The sequence below is a fragment of the Carnobacterium sp. genome, assembly GCF_040274425.1.
This window is the reverse complement of record NZ_JBEMBC010000008.1, coordinates 22,162-46,232: the sequence shown is the minus strand read 5'-3', so window position 1 is coordinate 46,232 and position 24,071 is coordinate 22,162. Positions and strand designations below refer to the sequence as shown.

Annotated in this window: 19 protein-coding genes and 2 pseudogenes; 19 read left to right on the top strand and 2 right to left on the bottom strand. The window is 35.0% G+C overall.

Translation table 11 applies throughout. The features are described 5' to 3' along the window. The first annotated feature begins 112 nt into the window (after nucleotides 1-112). The 6 genes from ABS911_RS02970 (at nucleotide 113) to ABS911_RS02945 (ending at nucleotide 6,891) form a co-directional block, all read left to right on the top strand. Nucleotides 113-1,063: a glycosyltransferase family 2 protein gene (locus ABS911_RS02970; protein WP_350466224.1), complete on the top strand. Its 951-nt coding sequence runs from the start codon at nucleotides 113-115 to the stop codon at nucleotides 1,061-1,063. A 38-nt stretch (nucleotides 1,064-1,101) separates the two neighbouring features. After that, nucleotides 1,102-3,000 (top strand): LTA synthase family protein, encoded by a 1,899-nt coding sequence (locus ABS911_RS02965; RefSeq protein ID WP_350466223.1) that lies wholly within the window; start codon nucleotides 1,102-1,104, stop codon nucleotides 2,998-3,000. Between the two features lie 74 nt (nucleotides 3,001-3,074). Beyond that, the gene (gene nagA, locus ABS911_RS02960) at nucleotides 3,075-4,205 is read left to right on the top strand and encodes an N-acetylglucosamine-6-phosphate deacetylase (protein ID WP_350466222.1); all 1,131 of its coding nucleotides are present in this window, start codon (nucleotides 3,075-3,077) and stop codon (nucleotides 4,203-4,205) included. Between the two features lie 32 nt (nucleotides 4,206-4,237). Further along, nucleotides 4,238-4,945, top strand: a complete 708-nt coding sequence (gene nagB / locus ABS911_RS02955; RefSeq protein ID WP_350466221.1) for a glucosamine-6-phosphate deaminase — start codon at nucleotides 4,238-4,240, stop codon at nucleotides 4,943-4,945. A 10-nt stretch (nucleotides 4,946-4,955) separates the two neighbouring features. Then, nucleotides 4,956-5,672: a GntR family transcriptional regulator gene (locus ABS911_RS02950; protein WP_035021369.1), complete on the top strand. Its 717-nt coding sequence runs from the start codon at nucleotides 4,956-4,958 to the stop codon at nucleotides 5,670-5,672. A 139-nt stretch (nucleotides 5,673-5,811) separates the two neighbouring features. Then, nucleotides 5,812-6,891 (top strand): glycosyltransferase family 4 protein, encoded by a 1,080-nt coding sequence (locus ABS911_RS02945; protein ID WP_350466239.1) that lies wholly within the window; start codon nucleotides 5,812-5,814, stop codon nucleotides 6,889-6,891. A 44-nt stretch (nucleotides 6,892-6,935) separates the two neighbouring features. On the opposite strand, the gene ABS911_RS02940 is transcribed toward ABS911_RS02945, so the two are convergent. Both ABS911_RS02940 and ABS911_RS02935 read right to left on the bottom strand, forming a co-directional pair. Continuing rightward, nucleotides 6,936-7,991 carry an LCP family protein gene (locus tag ABS911_RS02940; protein ID WP_350466220.1) on the bottom strand — a complete coding sequence of 352 codons (1,056 nt, stop codon included), beginning with the start codon at nucleotides 7,989-7,991 and terminating at the stop codon, nucleotides 6,936-6,938. Between the two features lie 146 nt (nucleotides 7,992-8,137). Then, on the bottom strand, nucleotides 8,138-8,776 hold the full coding sequence (locus ABS911_RS02935) for a YigZ family protein (RefSeq protein ID WP_350466219.1): 639 nt from the start codon (nucleotides 8,774-8,776) through the stop codon (nucleotides 8,138-8,140). A 182-nt stretch (nucleotides 8,777-8,958) separates the two neighbouring features. Between ABS911_RS02935 and ABS911_RS02930 the strand changes: the two genes are divergently transcribed. From ABS911_RS02930 to pnpS, 13 genes and pseudogenes are all read left to right on the top strand, one after another. After that, nucleotides 8,959-9,810, top strand: a complete 852-nt coding sequence (locus ABS911_RS02930; RefSeq protein ID WP_350466218.1) for a DegV family protein — start codon at nucleotides 8,959-8,961, stop codon at nucleotides 9,808-9,810. 130 nt (nucleotides 9,811-9,940) lie between these two features. Continuing rightward, the gene (locus ABS911_RS02925; protein WP_350466217.1) at nucleotides 9,941-11,290 is read left to right on the top strand and encodes an ATP-dependent helicase ComFA; all 1,350 of its coding nucleotides are present in this window, start codon (nucleotides 9,941-9,943) and stop codon (nucleotides 11,288-11,290) included. Then, on the top strand, nucleotides 11,287-11,973 hold the full coding sequence (locus ABS911_RS02920; protein WP_350466216.1) for a ComFC family protein: 687 nt from the start codon (nucleotides 11,287-11,289) through the stop codon (nucleotides 11,971-11,973). The genes ABS911_RS02925 and ABS911_RS02920 overlap by 4 nt, the downstream gene beginning before the upstream one ends. A 136-nt stretch (nucleotides 11,974-12,109) precedes the next feature. Then, a complete protein-coding gene (gene hpf, locus ABS911_RS02915; RefSeq protein WP_350466215.1) occupies nucleotides 12,110-12,652 on the top strand; it encodes a ribosome hibernation-promoting factor, HPF/YfiA family in 543 nt (180 codons plus the stop codon). Nucleotides 12,653-12,940: 288 nt separating this feature from the next. Next, nucleotides 12,941-15,323, top strand: a pseudogene (gene secA, locus ABS911_RS02910) (preprotein translocase subunit SecA); the annotation flags it as partial. 65 nt (nucleotides 15,324-15,388) lie between these two features. Continuing rightward, nucleotides 15,389-15,469: pseudogene (locus tag ABS911_RS15370) on the top strand (SEC-C metal-binding domain-containing protein); the annotation flags it as partial. 110 nt (nucleotides 15,470-15,579) lie between these two features. Then, a protein-coding gene (gene prfB / locus ABS911_RS02905) for a peptide chain release factor 2 (protein ID WP_350466213.1) occupies nucleotides 15,580-16,693 on the top strand; the annotation gives its coding sequence in 2 pieces (ribosomal slippage) (nucleotides 15,580-15,651 and nucleotides 15,653-16,693; 1,113 coding nt in all). 367 nt (nucleotides 16,694-17,060) lie between these two features. Next, nucleotides 17,061-17,747 (top strand): cell division ATP-binding protein FtsE, encoded by a 687-nt coding sequence (gene ftsE, locus ABS911_RS02900; protein ID WP_350466212.1) that lies wholly within the window; start codon nucleotides 17,061-17,063, stop codon nucleotides 17,745-17,747. Continuing rightward, nucleotides 17,737-18,624, top strand: a complete 888-nt coding sequence (ftsX, locus tag ABS911_RS02895) for a permease-like cell division protein FtsX (RefSeq protein WP_350466211.1) — start codon at nucleotides 17,737-17,739, stop codon at nucleotides 18,622-18,624. Before ftsE ends, ftsX begins: the two co-directional genes overlap by 11 nt. 55 nt (nucleotides 18,625-18,679) lie before the next feature. Beyond that, complete coding sequence (locus ABS911_RS02890; RefSeq protein WP_350466210.1) at nucleotides 18,680-19,885, top strand: C40 family peptidase; 1,206 nt, start codon at nucleotides 18,680-18,682, stop codon at nucleotides 19,883-19,885. A gap of 230 nt (nucleotides 19,886-20,115) precedes the next feature. Continuing rightward, entirely contained in the window at nucleotides 20,116-21,294 is a 1,179-nt protein-coding gene (locus ABS911_RS02885) for a PDZ domain-containing protein (RefSeq protein ID WP_350466209.1), read from the top strand. A 47-nt stretch (nucleotides 21,295-21,341) separates the two neighbouring features. Next, a complete protein-coding gene (locus ABS911_RS02880; protein WP_350466208.1) occupies nucleotides 21,342-22,070 on the top strand; it encodes a response regulator transcription factor in 729 nt (242 codons plus the stop codon). Beyond that, nucleotides 22,067-23,842, top strand: a complete 1,776-nt coding sequence (pnpS, locus tag ABS911_RS02875) for a two-component system histidine kinase PnpS (protein WP_350466207.1) — start codon at nucleotides 22,067-22,069, stop codon at nucleotides 23,840-23,842. The genes ABS911_RS02880 and pnpS overlap by 4 nt, the downstream gene beginning before the upstream one ends. The last annotated feature ends 229 nt before the right edge of the window (nucleotides 23,843-24,071 follow it).

The following is a 24,071-nucleotide window of genomic DNA, read 5'->3' as shown; positions in this document are numbered from 1 at the left end:
AGATGGAGATAGGAGACACTCAAAGGCTGGGAAATTTATTCCAGCTTTTTTCTGTTACAGACAAACTGTCATTCATTTATGATTGTTCAAATTAGATAAAGAGGTGAAAGTAGTGGAAACGGAAAAATTATCACTTGTGGTTCCTTGTTACAATGAGGAGCAAACGATTCCCCTTTTTTTTGATGCAGTTGAAAAGATTCGACCAATGTTAGCAAATATAAGTGTTGAATATATTTTTATTAACGACGGTTCGAAAGACCAGACGTTAACTGTGTTAAGAGAAATAGCACTAAGATACCCCGATACTATCCGATACTTATCCTTTTCACGAAATTTTGGAAAAGAAGCAGCGTTATTTGCAGGATTGGAACATGCTACTGGAGATTATGTAGCTGTAATGGATGTTGATTTGCAAGATCCTCCAGAACTATTGCCTCAGATGCTTAATCTTATACGTCAGGAAAAGTATGATTGTGTAGGAACAAGAAGGGTAAGCCGAAAGGGTGAGCCGGCTGTCCGATCATTTTTAGCCAAAGAATTTTATCGTCTCATGAACCGCATTTCAGCGGTTGAATTTGTGGATGGAGCGCGTGATTACAGATTAATGACTCGCCAAATGGTTGAGGCCATTCTTTCTATGACAGAGGTTAACCGTTTTTCAAAAGGGATTTTTAGTTGGGTAGGATTTGATACAACATATTTAGAGTATGAAAATAAAGAGCGTTCTGCCGGGAAAACGTCTTGGTCAATATGGTCCTTATTTAAATATTCATTGGATGCAATTGTTGATTTTTCCGATATTCCATTGGCCATAGCTTCTTTTGTAGGATTAATTTCTTTTTTAATTGCCCTTTTCTTTATGATTGTGATTGTTATCCGAACGGTTTTATTTGATGACCCAACAGCCGGCTGGCCTTCTTTAGTTACCATTATATTGGCCATTGGCGGATTGCAGTTGTTTTGCTTAGGAATAGTAGGCAAATATTTAGGGAAAACTTATTTGGAAACAAAGAAAAGACCGATTTATATTTTGAAAGAAACTGATAGTGATAAAAAAAAGTAACAACAAATCAAGAATTTTTTTTAGTGAAGGTGAATGAAATGAGAAAATTAAATGAGAAACAAACGAATTCATCTACATACCTCAGTCCAACTGTTTTTAAAGAGTGGTTGATTACGATTCTTTTAGGATTGGTTGCTTCATTTACAGGGAACTTCTTATTGCAATTTTTTCAAAATCAATACAGTTTTTCTTTAGCCGTAAAATTTGCCTTTCAATGGCATACGGAGATGTTTTTAATAGGGGTATTTTTGCTATTTACTATCTACTTATGGATAACAGCCATAAGTGGTTCGCGTTGGCTGAGTATCCTTATTCTGACAGTTGGAGTAGTAGCAACAGGTATAACGACACAACAAAAAATGGCTTTACGTGGTGAACCTTTGTATCCATCTGACCTTACTATGATTCAAGAGTTGCCTTTTTTGATCCAAATGATCGATCGTAAGTTGCTTTTAGTCATCAGTATTTTTCTAATCAGTGCCATCATACTGAGCATGTATATTTTTATTAAGCATAAAAAAAGATCGAAATCCTTTACTGATTCTAAACAAAAAAAATGGAATTGGTTTGTAAGAGGAACCACGTTCATTGTGACTAGCGCTATTCTTTTTTATAGTTTAGGGTTTAATCAGCCAGGTAATTTGGTGAAATCTGCTTATGATCGACATGCTTACTGGATTCCTTACAGCCAGCAAATGAATTATTACAACAATGGTTTTATAGGCGGATTTTTGTATAACCTAGGTGTGGAAGCTATGACTAAACCAGCAAGTTATTCAGAAGAACAAATAACAAAAGTTGTTCAAGAATATAAAGAAAAAGCAGCTAAAATAAATCAAACAAGATTGGCATCAATAAAAGATGTAAATATCGTTTATGTCATGAATGAAAGTTTTTCAGATCCATCAGCTCTTGAAGGAGTTACCGTTTCAAAAGATCCGATTCCAAAGCTACGAGTATTAAAGGACACTGCCTTAAGTGGAACGATGTTATCTCAGGGATACGGAGGCGGAACGGCCAATATCGAATTTGAAGCTTTAACGGGCTTGTCAATGGAACCGATGACGGCTAGTTTAACGACTCCGTATACGCAATTGGTTTCTAGAATGAGTGAATTGCCGTCGGTTGTTTCTTATCTAAATCAGCAAGGACATGCCACAACAGCTATTCATCCTTATGATACAACGATGTATAAACGAAATGAAGTCTACCAAAATTTAGGATTTACAACATTTTTGACGGAAACAAATATGGAGTTTCTAGGTAAAAAAGATCGGAATCCATATATTTCAGATGAGTCCGCTTATCAAGAAGTCTTGCAACAAATGAGGACAACACAAGAATATGATTTTATCCATCTGGTTACGATGCAAAACCATATGGTTTACAGTGGTAAATACCCTAATACAAATTATTCCGCTCAAGGAACAGGGAATGCTAAAGAAGCAGCTAATTACCTGCAAGATTTAGCGTATAGTGATGATGCACTGGATGTATTTTTAAAGGTAATAGATCAATCAACTGAAAAAACAATTGTTGTTTTTTGGGGAGACCATTTGCCAAGCTTTTATAGTGAGACTGTAGTGGAAACGAATGGAAGTTTAAAAATGCATCAAACGCCATTACTCATCTATTCTAATTTTGCTGAAAACTACGATACAATGGGAACCATTAGTCCTATTTATTACATGAATCATATTTTAGACATTGCAGATGCTCCAGTTACTCCTTTCCATGCTTTTTTAATGGAGTTGGAAGAAACAGTGCCTGCGTTTGAAAAAGGCACATACCTTGAACGAGATTCAAAAGTTGTAGCTGAAAAACGAGAAGACCTTTCAAAAAAAACACAAGAGTTGTTAAAGGTGTACGATATGATCCAATACGATGTAACAGTGGGTGAAAACTATAGTAAAGCACATGATTTTTTTGAAGATTAAGTGCTTTACTTTTTTACTTGCTTTTTTGGTCTATACCATTTATAATAATAAAAAAGAGCAAAGGAGAATACAAAATGGCTAATGTATTAATAAATGCAACTATTTACACAGGAAAAGAAAAAATTGAAGATGCATTTGTTCGTTTTTCTGAAGAAATTTTAGCTGTAGGAAAAATGAGCGATTATAAAATAGAACCAACTGATCAAGAACAAGATGCTGCTGGAAAAATAATTTTACCTGGTTTTATAGATGTTCACAGTCATGGCGGTTACAGTTACGACAACATGGACAGCAATGCAGATGAAATCAATCAGATGCTTCAAGAAATGTATAAAGAAGGCATCACTTCTTACTTTGCGACAACAATGACACAATCTTATGAAGCGATTGATAAAGCACTTATTGCCATCAATGAAGCAGCCAGTAAAAATCCTGTGATTCAAGGAATTCATTTAGAAGGTCCTTTTGTTTCTAAAGTTTTTAAAGGAGCACAACCTGAACAATACATTCGTGTGCCGGACGCAAAACAAATGGAAAAATGGAATAAGTTAAGTGGAAATCGTATTCGCTTAGTCACTTATGCTTCTGAAACAAGTGATGCGTCAGAATTTGAAGATTATTGTATGAGTCATAACATTGTTCTTTCAATCGGTCACAGCAACGCAACTAGAGCTCAGCTGATGGACTCTAAAGCTTCTCACATTACACATTTGTATAATGCACAAAGAGGGCTGCATCATCGTGAGCCAGGAGTAACAGGACATGCCTTTTTAGAAGACGCTATTTATACAGAAATGATTGTTGACGGCTATCATATTCATCCTGATATGGTCAATTTAGCGTATAAAATTAAAGGACCAGACCGGATTGAAGTCATTACGGATTCGATGCGTGCAAAAGGTTTACCTGATGGCGAGAGCGAATTAGGCGGGCAAAAAGTCCTAGTAAAAAATAATCAAGCCAGATTAGAAGATGGAACGTTGGCAGGCAGTGTATTGACGTTTAATGATGCATTTAAAAACATCATGGCATTTACAGGTTGCTCCACTGAGGACGCTGTAAAAATGACTTCTGTCAATCAAGCAAGAGAATTCGGTTTGAATAAAAAAGGCAGTCTCGAAGCGGGTAAAGATGCCGATATGATCGTGATGAATAGTGAATTCGATGTAGAGCATACATTTAGTTTTGGGAAAATGGTTTATTAAACTAAAATTGAAAAGAAAAGGTGGAAATTAAAATGGAAATAATTATTGTGAAAGATAACGTAGAAGGCGGAAAAAAAGCCTTTGAACTGATTAAAGAAGGCATGGACCAAGGAGCAAAAGTACTAGGATTAGCTACAGGGAGTACACCTGTTTCGTTGTATCACGAAATGATCGAAAGTGACGTAGATTTTTCAGATATGACAGCTCTTAATTTAGATGAATATGTAGGACTTGCTCCTACAGATCCACAAAGCTACCATTATTTCATGGAAGAACAGTTATTTTCTAAAAAACCATTCAAAGAAACATTTGTGCCCGATGGAATGGCTAAAGATGCAAAACAAGAATGTGAACGTTATGATCAAATTATTGAAACACACCCGATTGATATTCAAGTTTTAGGTATTGGAAGCAACGCACATATTGGATTTAATGAACCTGGCACTTCTTTTGATTTAACAACACATAAAGTAGAATTATTGCCATCTACTATTGAAGCAAATAAACGCTTTTTTGATAATGCTGAAGATGTTCCACGTTTAGCTTATTCAATGGGAATCAAATCAATTATGCAATCCGAAAAAATTATTTTAATGGCTTATGGTGAAACAAAAGCAGAAGCTATTAAAAAAGCTGTAGAAGGACCTGTAACACAAGAAGTTCCGGCAAGCATCTTGCAAAATCATAAGAATGTGATTATGATTGTAGATGAAGAAGCAGCGAAATTAATGCAACGATAGGAGCGAAATCATGGCTAAGGCGACACCAATTTATATTCAAATTCATAATCAGATACGAAAAATGATAGAACAAGAAGTTTGGAAAATAGGAGAGCGTATTCCTTCTGAAAGAGATTTAGCTATCCATTTTAATGTCAGCCGAATGACCTTGAGACAAGCCGTACAAACTCTGGTAGATGAAGGAATATTAGAGCGAAAAGTAGGCTCTGGAACCTATGTATCTAATAAAAAAGTACAAGAAAAAATGGCTGGTATTCAAAGCTTTACAGACATTATGACTTCACAAGGAAGAAAACCTACAAGTAAAACGATTTCTTATCATGTCAAGCCTGCGAGTGTAAGTGAAGCAGAAAATTTAAAGCTTGAACCAGAAGAAATGGTTTTAAGAATGGAACGTATTCGATACGCAGATGATATTCCTATTTGTTTTGAAGTGGCAACGATTCCGTATCACCTTGTTGAATCATTAGGAAAACAAGAAATTACTAAATCACTTTACAAAGTTTTAGAAGCGGAACAAGGCATTACGGTTAAACGAGCGGAACAAACGATTTCCGCTATGCGTGCTTCTGAAAAAATTGCGGAGTATTTATCTATAAAACGTGGTGAATCAATTCTTCAGTTGAAACAGATTAGTTACTCAGAAGAAAACTTACCCTTTGAGTATGTTCGTACTCAATATGTAGGGGAAAGATTTGAATTTTATTTAGAAAAGGATTTACGCTAAGCAACAATTAGCGTAAATTTTTTTGTTGTTAAAGGTCCTCAGTCCAGTCAAAACTAAATTGCAATTGTATTTTAGCCATTAAGTTTGTATAATGAGAGCAAGAATGGCTTTGAAAGTAGGTTTCTCTTTTATGTATAATATGTTTCAAGTATTGGTGTTCTGCTTATTAACGATCATAATCAGTTTTATGCTGACACCGCTAATAAAAAAATTGGCATTAAAAGTAAATGCTATAGACAAGCCTGGCGAAAGACGAGTAAATGTAAAGGCGATGCCAACTTTAGGTGGGTTGGCGATCTACTTGTCTTTTTATTTTTCCCTATTTTTTTTGCAGCCGATCCCATTTAAACAAGTTCTGCCGTTATTTATTGCTTCTACTGTAATTATTATTACAGGAATGATCGATGATTTAATCGAGCTCTCCCCAAAAATGAAGTTATTGGGCATCATAATAGCTGCATTAATCATTTACTATGTAGCTGATATACGAATGGATCTCGTCACCTTGCCATTAATTGGAAAAATACAGTTAGGAGTCTTTAGCTTACCTATTACTTTAATATGGATATTAGCTATTACGAATGCTGTCAATTTAATAGATGGCTTAGATGGGCTAGCAACTGGAGTTTCAATTATTGCTCTAACAACCATGGGTATTATTGGATTCTTCTTTTTAACGATAGCTGACGTGGCTGTTCCCATCATGATTTTCACTCTTGTTGCAGCATCCATTGGATTTTTGCCCTATAACTTTTTTCCAGCGCGTATTTTTTTAGGCGACACAGGCGCTCTATTTTTAGGCTTTATGATATCTATTATGTCGCTTCAGGGACTGAAAAACGCAACGTTGATCACCGTGATTATACCGGTCGTCATACTAGGCATACCGATTACAGATACGGTTGCAGCCATATTGAGAAGACGGTTAAATCGAAAACCAATTTCGAGTGCAGATAAAATGCATTTGCACCACCGTTTAATGACGCTAGGCTTGACCCACAGACAAACGGTACTTGCTATTTATAGTATTGCCGCTATGTTTTCATTAATTGCATTGATGTATCCTTTGTCTACTTTTTGGGGGTCCATTATGTTAACAGTAGGCTTACTACTTGGTCTAGAGTTGTTCATGGAATTGATTGGGTTAGTTAGTGAAGAAAGAAGACCCCTATTATCTAGATTCAGACGTTTTGCCAAAAAATTAAATCGAAAAAGATAACTAAAAAACGGGTACAAGACGTAAAAGTCTTGTGCCCGTTTTTTTTAGTAAGCGTAATTTGTTATGCCGTTTGTTTCAAATTCATAATCGTCAGCATCCCGTTCATCTAAAGAATCTAATCCAAGAGCTACTCGGAAACGATGACTGACAAAATCAACGCTGTCTGGATAAAGTTCAACCATGCTTGCGCCATTCAACATGAAATCTGTCCATTCAAATGTGTAAGAGTTAAAGGCGTAAGAGCCCTCTAGTCCTGTTTGAGCTATTCCCAACATCTCATTGAAAGTCAAATCAGTACGCATATTTGAACCAACTGCTTCTATAACGTCTGTATATTTTGATATAGAACCAACACTTAAAGCTTTTTCAACAATTGCTTGTATCAACAATTGTTGTCTTTCTCCACGCATAACATCGTTATCGATTTTTCTTGTACGAGCTAATGCTAATGCTTCTTCACCGTTTAATGTTTGGTAACCTTCTTCTAAGGTGATTTGATTCATCTTGCCATCAGAATTTTGTTCTGAAAAAGCTATTGGAACATCCATTTCAATGCCGCCTAATGCATCTATGATTTTTAAAAAGGCGTCAAAATCAAAGGTCACGTAATAATGAATAGGCACGTCTAACAATTCTTCAACAGTCTCAATCGTTGCTTGTTCTTCTCCCTTAGCATAAGCTGCATTGATTTTATCCTCATGCAAGTATTCTCCTTGATACATGATTGGAGTATATGTGTCTCTAGGGATGCTGATCATGTTAACTTCATGGTTATTTGGATCGATAGTCAAGTAGATTAACGAATCGGTTCTTGCACTTCCAAGATCGCGTTCTTCTGTATCATCAATACCCATGATTAAAATAGAAGTGGTTTCTTTAATTGGATCTACTACAACTTCTTTACTACGGTCTAATTCATGATAAGAATCGTCAATCGTTTTTTGTGCAGTTGCATAAAGCTTAGCTGCATAAACAGCTGCCCCTAAAATGATAATCATAATTGGAATCAAGATACTGAGAATGATTGTATTCTTTCTTTTTTTTCGTTTATCAATATATGACGCACTTCTACTAGTATTAGGATGTTTCTTCACACTCATTCTCCTTCAGAAAAATCATTTACTTTTAAATTGATCAAGGCGGTGCTTGTTATCTAGATGCGTATAGCCTAAAATATCCTGTTTATTCTATCACGAATAAATACAAGTAGGAAGATTATTCGAAAAAAGTAACCATTTCTTAATATTTAACTTAAAACTTTTTTGTCACAATATACGTCTTCTCCTAGTTTAAAAGTTACTTGACCATTGAGCCACTCAATAACTTCTGCTTGGAAAGTAATTAATTGTTCGTGATCGATAAGACACAAAAAGGAAACAACGTCAGAATAAAGAGTATCCTTAATGGCATAGTTCGCTTCACGAAGAGAATTTTCCAATTTCCCTGAGACTGGATAAGCAACAACAATCGTTACTTGAGTGTGCAAACGTCTTTCAACAACTCCAATCTCATTCAATCCTTGACTGACAGCTTTTCCATAAGCACGTATCAAACCTCCTGCACCAAGCTTGATACCTCCAAAATAACGTGTGACAACAACCACAACATTTTTAAGTTCTCTTTTTTTCAGGACTTCTAACATAGGAACCCCAGCTGTACCAGAGGGTTCTCCGTCATCGTAAGCACGTTGGACTTCATTATGATCGCCAATTAGGTAAGCTACACAATTATGGTTAGCTTTGCTATGTTCTTTTTTTATAGACTGAACAAATTGTTGAGCTTCTAATTCATTCGATACATGTTTTAAGTGACAAATAAAACGAGATTTTTTTATTTCTAATTCAAATTGTCCGTCTTTTTCAATGGTATAGTAATGAGTTAACATAATTAATCCTTTCACCAAACTAAATAATTGCTTTATACAAATAGTGTACCTTTAGTGTAAGAGTTGAACAAGAACAATAGAAAAAGAATCTACTAAAGAAGGAGTTTTAACAAAAAAAGAAGTATGATATAATTTTAACTTGGACACTAGACTGTGGGAAAAATTAATAGTGAGGTGATAAATTGAAAATTGCAGTGGTAACAGATAGTACAGCTTATTTAACTGATGAACAGTGTGAAATGTATTCCATTTATAGATTACCGTTATCGGTTATAATGGAAAAAGAAATTATTGAAGAAACAAAAATAGACCCGACTACTTTTTTTGAAAAAGTTAAAACAATGGAGACTTTACCGACAAGTTCACAACCACCTATAGGTGAAGCATCTGTGTTGTTTAATGAGCTATTTAGAACGTATGATGCTGTTATAAGTATTCATTTATCGAGCGAACTGAGTGGAACTTACAATACGATAAAAAGTTTAGCTGCTATATATGAAGATTTTAAGATTTACCCATATGATTCGGGAATCAGTTGTTCAGCACAAGGTTACTTTGTATTAGAAGCAGCAAGAATGGCTAAAGAAGGTTTTACTGTTGAAGAGATTTTTCATACATTCGAAAAAATACAAAAAACCTTGCAGGCTTATTTTGTGGTAGATGATTTAAATCATTTGGTTCGCGGAGGACGACTGTCTAATGGGTCAGCAATGATTGGTTCATTATTGAAGATAAAGCCTATTTTGCATTTCGAAGATAAAAAAATTACGGTTTTTGAAAAAATAAGAACGAAGAAGAAGGCTCTTAAAAGAATCGAACAACTATTAGGAGAAGATGTCGCAAAAGGTTATCCGATTGTTACAACGATTATTCATGCTAATGCTGAGCAAGAAGCTCTAGCGTGGATGGAAGATTTAAAACAGCAGTACCCAACATTACGTTATGAAATTAGTTATTTTGGTCCAGTTATTGGCACACATTTAGGTGAAGGTGCTTTAGGAATGACTTGGGCAGAAGATCAGACAAGAAAATAAAGCCATTATATTATTTTATACAAATAAAAGTAAATGACATTCTAGAACGAATGGTTGAGTAGGTAAAGGTTTGGGATAAATAAAAGCCCGAGCCTTTTTTTGCGTACAGTAAAAAAGAGGTGATGGAAAAATGAATCATTTTTTGATGGGAAGAGAGCTGTTATTGAGTGAATTAAAAGAAGATTGTCTTAAAGAGGACAATGGTATGACTTCAAAAGGTTTTATAGAAGTAGGCCAACAACAGATTTGCCGGCGCTGTGGATCTAATCAACCAAAAGATCGACAAGCAGCTCCTTGTACCTGTGGAAAAAATTGTTTTTATTGCATACGCTGCCTTCAAATGGGAAAAGTTAAACAATGTAGTAAGTTTTACCATATTTCTGAAAAAAATCAGTTTATCCCAATAAAAGAACCTATTTTGACTTGGCGAGGTCAACTATCGCAGCAGCAAGAAAGTGCATCTAAAGAGATTGAAACAACTATAAAAACTGGCCAAACAAGACTGATATGGGCTGTGGCTGGTGCCGGGAAAACAGAAATGCTTTTTAAAGGAATAGAATGGGCAATCAAAAGTGGGAAAAGAGTCTGTATTGCTTCTCCGAGAACGGATGTGTGTCTAGAATTAGCCCCTCGTCTAAAAAGCGCTTTTCAATATGTAGAACAAATCACTCTTTATGGAGAGATGGAAGAAAGTTACAGCTACACCCAATTAGTTATTGCGACTACTCATCAGCTTATGCGATTTAGAGAGGCATTTGATGTCTTAATTATCGATGAAATTGATGCTTTTCCCTTTGATACAGATAAATCCTTGCAATATGCTGCACAAAAAGCTAAAAAAACTACAGGAACCCTTATTTATTTATCTGCTACTCCAAACAAAAAAATGCGGCAAGATATTGCGCAAAAAAAATTAACTGCTTCAGTTTTACCAGCGCGCTATCATGGATTTGAGCTACCTGAACCTAAAGCTATTTGGGCAGGTGATTGGCGTAAATCTATTGTGAAACGGCAAAAAAATGCTGTGATATTCAAAGAGATTCAACGTTTGTTACAAGCAAAACGTCGATTCCTAGTATTCGTTCCTAATATTGAATTAATGCTTGAATTTTCAAGCTGTCTTGCAGATTTTTTTCCAGACTGTTCATTTACAAGCGTTTCTTCAGAGGATGAGCAACGCAAAGAAAAAGTACAGAAGATGCGTGATGAAAGCTATCAGTTCATGTTGACAACAACTATTTTGGAGCGAGGTGTTACTTTTCGAGATATTGATGTCCTAGTAGTAGGTGCTGAAGATCGGACGTTCACAGAAGCCGCATTGATTCAAATTGCCGGTCGTGTTGGTAGACATCGTGATTTTCCAACAGGAGAAGTGCATTATCTCCATTATGGACAAACAAAAGCGTTGAAAGATGCTATCGCCCAAATAAAAAAAATGAACCAATTAGCTCGTGAAAGGGGATTGTTGATAGGGAAATGAACTGTCTATGGTGTGGAAAGACAACTAAAGAAGGCATACAATTAAGAGAATTGGTGTCTTTTACCAGAGTTGAACCAATGGTTAGATGTGATTCTTGTTCAAGTAAATTAGTGTCGTTACAAAATGTTCCCATTTGTCGAGGATGCAGTCGGCATTGGATAGAAGAAGAGCTTTGTTCAGATTGCCAAAAATGGAAAGTTGAATATCCAAGCTATCCCTTCAAACATACAGCGTTATATCAATACAATACATTTATAAAAGAGTGGATAGAGGCTTACAAATATACGGGAGATTACCGGTTAGGTGAATTATTTAAAAAAGAAATTCAATCCTTTTTTTTTAAGCAAAAAAAACAAGTTATCCCCATACCGATAAGCGATAAAAGCAAACAATTAAGAGGATTTAACCAAGTAGAAGGTTTGCTGGAATTTGCCGGGGTAAGTTACACAGCCGTTTTAATTCATTGTGGGACCGGAGAAAAACAATCAAGTAAAGATCGGAAAATGCGCATGCTCTCTCCCCAACCATTTGTGGTTGACAAGAGTCTTCAAATGAACATAAAAGGAAAACACCTAATCCTAGTGGATGATATCTATACGACAGGTCGAACCTTTTTTCATGCAGCTGACTGTTTGATGAGAAACGGGGCGCAAAGTATTGAAACATTTTCTGTTTCTCGCTAAAGTTAGCCAAATGTAATCGATTTTATTTGCAATCTTTGGGTGTTGATATATAATTAATTTAAGCATATCATCATTTGAGTGGTCCAATTGATGATGCTGATTCTGATACACAATCAGATGAAAGGGGAGAGTGTTTATGTTTAAATATAATGTCCGTGGCGAAAATATTGAGGTAACTGCAGCTATTCGTAGTTATGTTGAAAAAAAAGTGGGGAAAGTTGAAAAATATTTTAATGATGTACCTGAAGCAACAGCCCACGTTAATTTAAAAACGTATTCCGATAAAACTGCTAAAGTGGAGGTAACGATTCCTTTACCTTATTTAGTTCTACGTGCGGAAGAAACCTCGCCTGATTTATATGGAAGTGTTGATTTGGTAACAGATAAACTTGAACGCCAAATGAGAAAATATAAAACTAAAGTTAACCGCAGATCTCGCGGATCCAACGTTGTTGTTCCACCTTCTTTACCAGGGGAAGAGGAAGAATTAATGGAAGATGAAGTAAATATCGTTAGAACGAAACGCTTATCATTAAAACCAATGGACAGTGAAGAAGCGGTATTGCAAATGGATATGTTAGGACATAATTTCTTCATTTTTGAAGATGCAGATACAAATGGTACAAGTATTGTATACCGTCGTAAAGACGGAAAATATGGATTAATTGAAACCGAATAACTTAAAGTACTGAAAATGAAAAAACTTCAAGGCAAGAGAAACTTCTTTCTTGCCTTGAAGTTTTTTGAATTTTCTTTTTTACTAAAAAGCATCTAGATAAGGAACGCTTAATGTAGATAAAAAGGTTTCAATTGTGAATCAGTAATGATAGAATTAATAAGAATATTGACTATTGTCATAAAAACCGAAAGTTCTAGCGTCAAGCTGAAGTCAACTAGTCTACTAACAAAATGAAACTTAACTTAAACTAAACAGAAATATAGATAAAGATATAGGGGAGAAAGATTAATGGCTAATTTTTTACGTAACTTAATTGAGAACGATAAAAAAGAATTAAAAAGCTTAAGCAAAATAGCTAAGCAAGTTGAAGAACTTGCGGATGAAATGGCTAATTTGTCTGATGATGAACTAAAAGCAAAAACACCTTTATTTAAGAAAAGATATCAAGATGGAGAAACGTTAGATGCGTTACTGCCTGAATCTTTTGCGGTTGTCAGAGAAGCAGCTAAACGTGTACTAGGATTGTATCCTTATCACGTACAATTAATGGGTGGGGTTACGCTACATCGTGGAAACATTCCTGAAATGAAGACTGGTGAAGGTAAAACGCTAACTGCAACAATGCCTGTTTATTTAAATGCGTTAACAGGAGAAGGCGTACACGTTGTCACAGTAAATGAATATTTATCTAGTCGTGATGCTACTGAAATGGGAGAGTTGTATGAATGGTTAGGCTTAACAGTAGGCTTAAACTTAAATTCAAAATCTTCAGAAGAAAAACGTGAAGCTTATTTAGCGGATGTTATGTACAGTACGAATAACGAATTAGGATTTGATTACCTTAGAGATAATATGGTTGTCTACAAAGAACAAATGGTACAAAGACCATTAAATTATGCGATCGTCGATGAAGTCGATTCTATTTTAATTGATGAAGCTAGAACACCATTGATCATTTCAGGTCAAGCAGCGAAATCGACAGCTCTATACAATCGAACAGATTTCTTTGTTAAAGGATTAAAAGAGGAAGAAGATTTCACAATTGACATTCCTTCTAAAACGATTGCTTTAACGGAAACTGGAATTGAGAAAGCTGAAAAAACGTTTAGAATAGATAATTTGTATGATGTGGAAAACCAAGCGCTGACACACCATATCGATCAAGCTTTAAGAGCTAACTTTATTATGCATCATGACGTAGATTACGTTATTCAAGATGGTAAAGTAATGATCGTAGACCAGTTTACTGGTCGTATTATGGAAGGTCGTCGCTATTCTGATGGTTTGCACCAAGCTATTGAAGCTAAAGAAAATGTAGAAATACAAAATGAATCAAAAACAATGGCGAATATAACGTTCCAAAACTACTTCCGTATGTATAGAAAATTAGCAGGTATGACAGGTACAGCTAAGACAGAAGAAGAAGAATTCCGTGAAATTTATAACATTCACGTAGTGTCTATACCAACAAATAAACCATTGATTCGTGATGACAAACCAGATTTACTTTACCCAACATTGGAAAGCAAGTATCATGCTGTAGTTGAAGAAATCAAAGAACGACATGCTAATGGCCAGCCAGTATTGGTAGGAACGGTAGCGGTTGAAACATCTGAACTAATAGCCGGTTATTTAAGAAAAAATAACATTCCTCATCAAGTTTTGAATGCCAAAAATCATTTTAAAGAAGCTGAAATTATTACAAATGCTGGCCAAAAAGGCTCAGTTACAATTGCGACCAACATGGCTGGACGTGGAACAGATATTAAATTAGGTGCAGGTGTTCGTGAAGTAGGCGGACTATGTGTTATTGGTACAGAACGACACGAATCACGTCGTATTGATAATCAATTGCGTGGACGTTCTGGACGACAAGGTGATCCTGGTGTTACTCAATTTTATCTTTCATTAGAAGATGAATTAATGAAGAGGTTTGGTTCGGAACGTATCCAAGCTGTTCTTGAACGTCTTAAAGTGAGTGAAGAAGATGCTGTAATCCAAAGTAAAATGATTTCACGCCAAGTTGAATCTGCTCAAAAACGTGTGGAAGGAAACAACTATGATACACGTAAAAATGTTTTGCAGTATGATGACGTTATGCGTGAACAACGCGAAATTATGTACAATCAACGACTTGAAGTGATCATGGCTGAAGATTCATTGAAACATGTCACTGTTCCAATGATCCAACGTACGATAGCACGCATTGTACAAATCAATACCCAAGGACCAAAAGAAGAGTGGAAATTACAAACTATTCTTGATTTTGCACAGGCTTCGCTGGTTCACCCAGATGATATTGCCATGAGTGATTTAGAAGGTAAAACAGTTGAAGAAATTGAAACAGTCTTATTGGATGCTGCAAAATCAATCTATGCTGAAAAAGAGAAACAATTAAATGGTAAAGAACAAGTTCTAGAATTTGAAAAAGTTGTTATTTTACGTGTAGTGGATAGCAAATGGACAGAGCACATTGATACAATGGAACAACTGCGCCAAGGTATTGGACTGCGTGCATATGGACAAAGCAATCCATTAGTTGAGTACCAAGCAGAAGGGTTCAAATTATTTGAAGAAATGATTGGTTCTATTGATTACGAAGTGACTCGTCTATTGATGAAATCACAAATTCGTCAAAACTTGCAAAGAGAACAAGTTGCCAAAGGAACAACGGCACGTTCAACAGGTGACGGACAAGTTGTTAAAGAAGCTCAAAAAAAACCAATGAAAATAGATAGTTCAAAAGTAGGACGTAATGATCCTTGTCCATGCGGAAGCGGCAAAAAATATAAAAATTGTCATGGAAAATTGGATTAAACAAACCATTAATGGTTCGTTCAATTACCACATCAACTAAAAAAATATAATATAGGAAAGAACACGATTTGTAAGATGAGTCGTGTTCTTTCTAAATTGGAGTGAAGATAATGGAATTAAGTGATATTAGAAATAATTTAGAAACTGCGAATAAAAAAATAAACGGTTTTGGGAGGTCTCTTTGACTTAGAAACATTAGAAAGAGACATTGCTGAATACAATGATAGAATGGCAGAACCAACATTTTGGGATGATGCACAAAAAGCTCAAGCGATTATCAATGAAGCAAATGAATTAAAAGAAAAATACAATCAATATAAAGACCTTTTAACTGAAAAAGAGGAATTAGACCTATTGCTAGAAATGGTAAAAGAAGAAAACGATGAAGAACTAGTAAAAGAATTGAATAGTAAAATCAATCCCTTCCTAGATAAACTAGATCAATATGAGCTGGACCTACTATTGAGTGATCCATACGATAAGAACAATGCGATTATTGAACTACATCCAGGAGCAGGTGGAACTGAATCACAAGATTGGGGCAACATGCTACTTAGAATGTACACACGCTGGGCTGAAAAAAGAGGATTTAAGATCGAAACACTGGATTACCAATCTGGTGATGAGGCAGGGATAAAAAGTGTAACATTGCTGATTAAAGGAATGAATGCTTATGGATACTTGAAAGCTGAAAAAGGCGTTCATCGTTTAGTACGAATTTCTCCATTCGATTCTGCAGGGCGCAGACATACCTCTTTTGTTTCCATTGATGTTGTACCCGAGCTAGATGACAGTGTGGATATAAAAATCAATTCGGATGATTTAAAAGTAGATACGTATCGGGCCAGTGGAGCTGGCGGACAGCACATTAATACAACAGATTCAGCTGTCCGAATCACACATATGCCAACTGGAGTTGTAGTTGCTAGTCAAGCACAACGTTCACAATTAAAAAATAGAGAACAAGCAATGAGCATGCTAAAAGCGAAATTACATCAACTTGAGGTAGAAGAGCATGAAAAAGAAATGGCTGCTATTAGAGGCGAACAATTAGAAATTGGTTGGGGATCACAAATTAGATCTTATGTCTTCCATCCCTATTCAATGGTAAAAGATCATCGTACAAATTATGAAACAGGTAATATCAGTCAGGTTATGGACGGCGGAATTGACCCGTTTATACAGGCTTATCTGAGAAGTAAAATCTCAACAACTGAAGAATAATAAAAAAAGTCAAAATTCCGACAAATTTAGCTGAGTTGTCAGAATTTTGATTTTTTTGTTTGTAACAAAAGAAATCTATCGAATCCCAAAAAAAGAGCTAAATAAAAGGTTAAGTGGTAGAGCCTTTCCTTATTAAAGCGAATTATATGTTTTTTTTAAAAAAAAAGACTTAAAATTGTTCAGCACATATAAACAAGACAGTAACGTTACAAAAAGAATACAGATTGAAATGAATTTGTAAAGTAAATACAACTGACAGAATTTTTTATAGTGCTATAATGATTAAGCATTGAGGCAAAATACCCATGGCGGTAGAATAAACACCTGAATTGTGTGTTAGAAACTAAAAAAGTTAGGTGATAAAAAAATGATTGAAATGCAAAATGTTTATAAGAAGTATCCTAACGGTATTACAGCAATCAATGGTTTGTCTGTTCGTATAGAGCCAGGTGAATTTGTATATGTTGTCGGACCTAGTGGAGCTGGTAAATCAACTTTTATAAAGATGATTTATCGTGAAGAAAAAGCAACTAAAGGAACAATTAAAGTCGGAGATTTTGATTTAATGACTATTAAAGAAAAAAGCATTCCTTTTTTAAGACGTTATGTCGGAGTTGTTTTCCAAGATTTTAAATTGCTTCCAAAATTAACAGTTTATGAAAATATTGCTTATGCGATGGAAGTTGTCGAAAAAAACCCTAAAGCCATTCAAAAAAGAGTATTAGAAGTTCTCGAACTAGTCGGCTTAAAACACAAAGTGCGTATGTTTCCTAATGAATTATCAGGTGGAGAGCAACAGCGAATTGCCATTGCAAGAGCCATTGCAAATACTCCTCATATCTTAATTGCAGACGAGCCAACAGGGAACCTTGATCCAGATACATCATGGGAAATCATGAAAATTTTGGAAGAAATCAGTAATCAAGGAACAACCGTGATTATGGCAACTCATAATAGTCAAATCGTTAACGTTGTTAAACACCGTGTACTTGCGGTTGAGAATGGACGCATTGTCCGAGATCAATTGGAAGGAGATTACGGTTATGAAGCTTAGAACAGCAAAAAGACATATTATTGATAGTTTTAAAAGTTTGAAAAGAAATGGTTGGATGTCACTTGCAGCTATTAGTGCTGTAACAGTAACTCTACTGTTAGTTGGATCATTTATCGCTATGTTAATGAACGTAAACAAGCTAGCTACTGATATTGAAAATGATGTAAGTGTTAGAGTGTATATTGATTTAGCCGCAAATGAAGAACAACAAAAACAATTACAGTCAGAATTAGAAACGCTTGATAATGTTGAAACGGTTGAATTCTCAAGTCGTGAAGATGAATTAAAGCAAGTAGTCGGCAGTTATGGTGATGAATTTAATTTATTTGATGGAGACGATAATCCTTTATATGATGTATATATTGTGAATACAGATGTCCCAGAAAATACAGCACCTGTTGCAGAACAGATTGAAGAGTTAGATTATGTCACTCAAGTCAATTATGGTGGAGCGACTGCAGATAACTTATTTAAAACAATGAATACGGTTCGTAATGTTGGAGCAGTGGTTATTGTTGCGTTGATCTTGACAGCTGTATTTTTAATTTCAAATACGATTCGAATTACGATCTTTTCACGCCGTACTGAGATTGAAATTATGAAATTAGTCGGTGCAACAAATTGGTATATCAGATGGCCTTTCTTAATTGAAGGAGCTTTAATAGGGCTGATTGGTGCAATCATACCAGTAACGATTTTGAGCTTTGTATACATTGCATCATTTGATGTATTAACAGATTTCTTAGCAGGTACGTACTTTGCACTCCTAACGCCAAGCCCATTCTTATACCAAGTTGGTGGATTAATGTTGGCAATCGGAATTATTATCGGTGCAATCGGATCATTCATGTCAATTAGAAAATTCTTAAAAGTATAATTACGTTAACTAAAGACAAAAACTAAACTATTTGGGAAAACGGGGGATAACAAAATTGAATAAAAAGTTCATTAATATAGCATTAGTTGCAGCATTAGGTTTTTCAACTTATGTTGCGCCTATGACAGCATTTGCAAGTACAGATGAGGATATCCAAACATCTACAGAAAAATTGGTTGATCTTGAAAAGAAAGAAGCTTCAGCAGAATCTCAGTTAGCAACCATTACAGCTACCATCACTGATAACGAAAATAATGCGAAATCATTGATGTCTGAAATGAAAGAAACACAAACAAGTTTAAAAGAATTGGAAACGGAAGTTTCTGATTTGACTACTGCTATTGAGCAACGCGAAGCTAAATTGCAAGATCAAGCACGCTCTGTACAAGTTGATGGAGATAATCAAAATTATGTAGATTTTATACTAAATGCTGACTCAATTGCTGATATTATTGGACGCGCTGATGTCGTTTCCCAAGTGGTATCTGCAAATCAAGATTTAGTAAAAGCTCAAGCAACTGATAAAGAAGCTGTAGCTGCAAAACAAAAAGAAACTGCAAAAAAAGCTGAAGAGCAAACTTTATTGGCTGCAAAATTAGAAGCTTCTAAGACTGATTTGGAACAACAAAAATTAGAAAAAGAAGCAGTTGTTGCATCTATTGCTGCTGAAAAATCTATTGTAACAAATGAAAAAGAAAAATTTTTAGCTGTTAAAGCTGCAGCTGAAAAAGGAGCAGAAGAATTAGCACTTGTTAAAACAACATCTTCTGTTGAAAATACAAGTTCTGCAACTGTTGAACTAATGAGTTCTGAACCTAAAGCAAACGAAGCTTCAGAGTTAACAGCTAAACCAGTTGAAACAAAAAAAGCTGCTTCAACAGCAGTAACTTCTTCAAATGGTTCATGGGCAACAATTAAAAATGCAGCCTATGGGGTTCTTGGAACACCGTATCTTTATGGTGGAACAACTACCAGCGGTTTTGACTGTTCTGGTTTCACTAGCTATGCATTTGCAGCAGCTGGTATCAGTCTTCCACGTACAGCAGGTGCTCAATATGCAGCATCAACAAAGATTTCGCAATCTGAAGCACAACCTGGTGATTTAGTGTTCTTTAATCAAACAGGAAGTATTGATCATGTAGGTATCTATCTTGGAAACAATCAATTCATTGGTTCACAATCTTCAAAAGGTGTTTCAGTTGCAACGATTAGTCAAGCTTACTGGGCTCAATACTTAGTTGGTTTTGGCCGTATAAACTAATTCGCTTAATAAAATACAGAATTTTATTCTGACCGTTTCCCAAAAACGTTTTAAACCAATCGCTAACATCGTGTTAGCGATTGGTTTTTTTTATAGATAAAAAAATAAATATAGGGTATAAACTGCTTTTCATTGTAAAAATCATGTAAACTATATTTAGAAATAGATAAATTCATGATTATATTGATTTAGTTTGATAAAATAGAAAAGAAGAGAAGGAGTAGATGCAAATGGCAGCAAATTTTTTAATTGCGCTAGTGCTGTTTTTTATCCAACCTACATTTATAGTGGGTTTAGTTTTTGCAATTTGGACAAGTCACCGTCGGATCAGCAATGAAAGAAGTAATCATCGCGTAGCTGTTTATAATACATTGTACGAAATTAAAAATTATTTACTTTTAGGGCTTCTTTCTGGAGTGATTGGTTCAATTCTTTTAACCATTGTCGGCATTCCAGTTACAATGGATTGGATTATTGTGTATCAAATTGTAACAATTTTGAGCCTAGTTGTTGGTTATCGCTTTGTTCATCCGATATTTACAGTTTCAATAAGTTCATTAATTCTGTTAGGACTACCATTAGTTTTAGACAGCCATGATTTTTCTTTTATACCGAATAATTGGTATCAGCCTTTAAGTCAAAGTGAATTTATTGGCACGCCCTTATTTATGAATAGCTTCATTATTCTTATTCTTTTATTAGGGGTTTCTATTTTTACCATTAAAAGAAAAGCAGATACTCATTTATCTGCCCGCTTTTTAAAAACAAAACGAGGAAAACGGATTGCGAAATATCCAATAAAACCTTTTTGGGTATTGCCATTGTTATTAGTTGTTCCAGGTGATGGTTTTCAAGCATTCTTTAGCTGGTGGCCAGTTTTTTCAATCGGAAATGAATTGTATTCTTTCTTTTGGTTGCCGATTTTAATAGGTTTTCAATTTACTATCCAATCTCAAGTACCAAAAGCTGCTGTTTCAAAGTTAGTTAATGATTTAGTAGTATTAACAGGATTGGCAGTAATGATTGCCATAACTTCCATTTGGATCCCGTATGCTCCGATCTTTGGATTTGTGTTCTTGATTATTGGTGGAGTGATTGTATTGTATCGTCATCGTAAACGAGAAAAAAACTGGAGTGTTCTTTTTGGACCTGCTGAAAATGGGATAAAAATTATTGGGATTCGTCCGGATACGCCAGCGGAAAAGATGAATTTAGTAGTTGGGGATACAATTGTTAATTGCAACAATTTGCCTATTGAAACCGAATCTGATTTTTATCAAGCATTATCAAAAAACAGTGTCTATTGTCATTTGAAAGTTAGAGGTGTAGATGGTGAACTTCGCTTAACTGAAACAGCTATTTATGCAGATTCTCCTCATGAGATTGGTGTAGTGATCTTAGAAAAGTAGGTTAAGGAAAAAGGGGAAATTAAAAATATCAATATAGGCGGGATAAAATGAAAAAAGTATTAATTGTCGATGATGAACAATCTATTTTAACATTGTTAGCTTTTAATTTGGAAAAAGAAGGTTATCAAGTAGATACAGCTTTGGACGGTTTAGAAGGATATGAAATGGCTTTAGCTCATCCGTATGATTTTATCATTTTAGATTTAATGCTTCCGTCAATGGGCGGAATGGATATTTGCAAAAAATTGCGACAAGAGAAAATTGAAGCGCCGATAATGATGCTAACAGCTAAAGATGATGAACTCGAAAAAATTATCGGACTTGAATTAGGTGCGGATGATTATATGACCAAACCATTCAGTCCGCGTGAAGTACTTGCAAGAATGAAAGCTATCATGAGACGAATGAGTAGCAAAAGCAAGGCAGAAGAAGCTTTAAAAGAGGCTAATAGTACAGCAGAACAGGATGAATTAATTAAAGTAGGAGATATCCAAATAGACCCTAGCCAGTATGAAGTGATTGTAAGAGGAGAAAAGATAGATGTTACTCCTAAAGAATTTGAATTACTGATGTATATGATCAAACGAATCAATCGCATTCTCAGCAGAGAACAATTGCTGGATGCAATATGGAACTTTGATTATGCAGGTGAAACCCGAATTGTTGATGTGCACATTAGTCACTTAAGAGAAAAAATAGAAGTAGACACAAAAAATCCAGCTTATATTCGAACAGTAAGAGGTTTTGGCTATAAATTTGAGGCTCCAAAAAAATGAGGAAACTTCAATTTCGAATCTTAGCTATTTTCATTGCGATATTCACTATTTTTAGTTTGTCTATTGGACTTTTTTCGATTAATTTACTACAAGATTATGCTAGTAACAGTCAAGAAGAAGAGTTGATCAAACAAGCTAAAACAATAGCAAGCTTACTCCCTATGAATGCGGAGGACCCAACAAATTTAGAAGCTGCAACAAATGAAGCAACAGCTCTTGAGATGCAGTCAGATGAAAGATTAACGATCATTGATCTTTCTGGAGTTGTCGTTTTTGATTCAGTAACAAATAAAGAAACGTTGGAAAACCATAGCAATCGCGAGGAATTTCAAGCCGTGTTAGCTGGAAATGAAGTAGGTGTTTCAGCCAGAAATAGCGAAAGTACCAATGAAACGCTGTATTATGTCGCAGTTCCTTTGCTAGGAGAGCAAAATGAATTAGCGGGGGTCTTGCGTTTATCTAGACCAGTAGCTGAAATCAATCAAATTAGTGAACAAATAAAAAACTCTCTATTGCTGTTTAGCTTATTAGCTCTTATTTTAACTACCTTAATCACACTAATTATAACAAAACGTATAGCAAAACCCATTAATGATATTATGACTGTTGCTAAAAGTCTTTCCGATAAACAGTATGAGATCAGATATAATGGAAATGCTTATGGGGAAGTAGCGGATTTAGGGAAAACGATAAATGAACTAGCTACAAGTTTAGAAGAACAAACACAAGAAATCGAGCAAAATGACAAGAGGCTTTATGAGTTGATCAATCATTTAGTTATTGGCGTGATGCTGATAGATGAACACCGAACTATAAAAATGGTGAATCCGGCAATGAGTGTTATTTTAGGGGAAGATGTCACCAAACTTGTTGGAAATTCTTATGTTGAAGCAACAAAAAGCTATGGATTAAGCCACTTGATTGAAATAGCTTATCAACAAAACGAAAAACAAAATGATGAAATTTACTTTTATTATCCCAAAGATAAAATTGTTGATGCGAATATTGTTCCAATTGATGGGAAAGAACCAGGAGAGCAAAATTTAATTGTCTTGTTGTATGATATTACAGAAATTAGAAGACTTGAAAAAGTCCGGACAGATTTTGTAACCAATGCTTCACACGAATTAAAGACTCCTGTTACAGCCCTTAAAGGTTTCTCAGAAACATTATTGGACGGAGCAATGGAAGACAAAGAAGTATTGAAACAATTTTTAGAAATTATGTTGGCTGAAAGTAGTCGTTTAGATTTTTTAGTGAACGATATTTTAGAGTTGTCGAAACTAGAGCAAAAACAAGTTCCTATGAACATGCAAGAAGTCAATCTTACCGAAGCAGTCTTATCTACCTTTCAACTCGTGAAACAAACAGCAGATGAAAAAGGGATGAAACTAAACTTGATTGAAGAAGACACTTTACTTATTACAGTAGACAGCAGTCGATTAAAGCAAATACTAGCTAATCTCATTAATAATGCAGTTGTTTATACTCAAGAGAGCGGAGAAGTAACGGTTACTATAAGAAAAGAAAAGAATCAAGCTGTTATCTTTGTTTCAGATAATGGAATAGGAATACCTGAAGATGAACAAGATCGGATTTTTGAACGTTTTTATCGAGTTGATAAAGCTCGTAGTCGTAATTCTGGTGGAACAGGATTAGGATTATCGATCGTGAAGTATTTAGTAGAGAACTTGAATGGATCGATTACTGTTAAAAGTAAAATTGGGTTAGGGACAACATTCATTGTAAGACTGCCTATCCAACCAAAATAACTAGTTAAATCAACGTATCATTAAACTAGATTAAAACTTAGCAAAAAAGCCTTGAGTAAATCTCAAGGCTTTTTTGTTTAACAAATGGTGTTGGTGTTTCAGCTAAAATGACAAAGCTTTTTAGTATAGGTATACAAAACATCTTTACATAAAGTTAATACTCTTTACAATAATCTACAAAAACATTACATAAAGCGAGAGTAAAATTAATATTCATTCGTTAAGATAT